This window comes from Chromobacterium alticapitis (assembly GCF_002924365.1).
Lineage (GTDB): Bacteria > Pseudomonadota > Gammaproteobacteria > Burkholderiales > Chromobacteriaceae > Chromobacterium > Chromobacterium alticapitis.
This window is the reverse complement of record NZ_PQWB01000178.1, coordinates 1-334: the sequence shown is the minus strand read 5'-3', so window position 1 is coordinate 334 and position 334 is coordinate 1. Positions and strand designations below refer to the sequence as shown.

Below are 334 nucleotides of genomic sequence, written 5' to 3'. Positions count from 1 at the left end.
CTTGGCGGACGATTTTTTCTTGGCTTTGGCGTTGTCGCGCTTGCCGGAGGATTTGCCTTCCGCCTTGGCGTCAGCCTTCTTGTCCCCGGCCGCCGCGTCCGCTTCGTCGTTCTTCAGGAAAGCCACGCCGGCGGCCAATAGCCGTTTGGCTGTGCCGCCCTGGGTGTCGCGGTAGGCTTTCAGCGCATCGCCGGTGCGGCCCAGATAGTTCGCCGCCTTGCCGCTGTAGTCCTCGGCCTTGTCCAACAGGGACAAGACGCGCTCGGTGTCCGGCAAGCGGTTGCCCAGCACCGGGTTCAGCTTGGCCCGCGCCGCTTCGTAGACTTTGCGTCCC

1 protein-coding gene is annotated in these 334 nt (G+C 65.3%); it reads right to left on the bottom strand.

Translation table 11 applies throughout. The features are described from left to right. Window positions 1–334 (bottom strand): hypothetical protein (locus C2I19_RS22185; protein ID WP_158253792.1); only part of this gene is annotated, 334 nt, incomplete at both ends.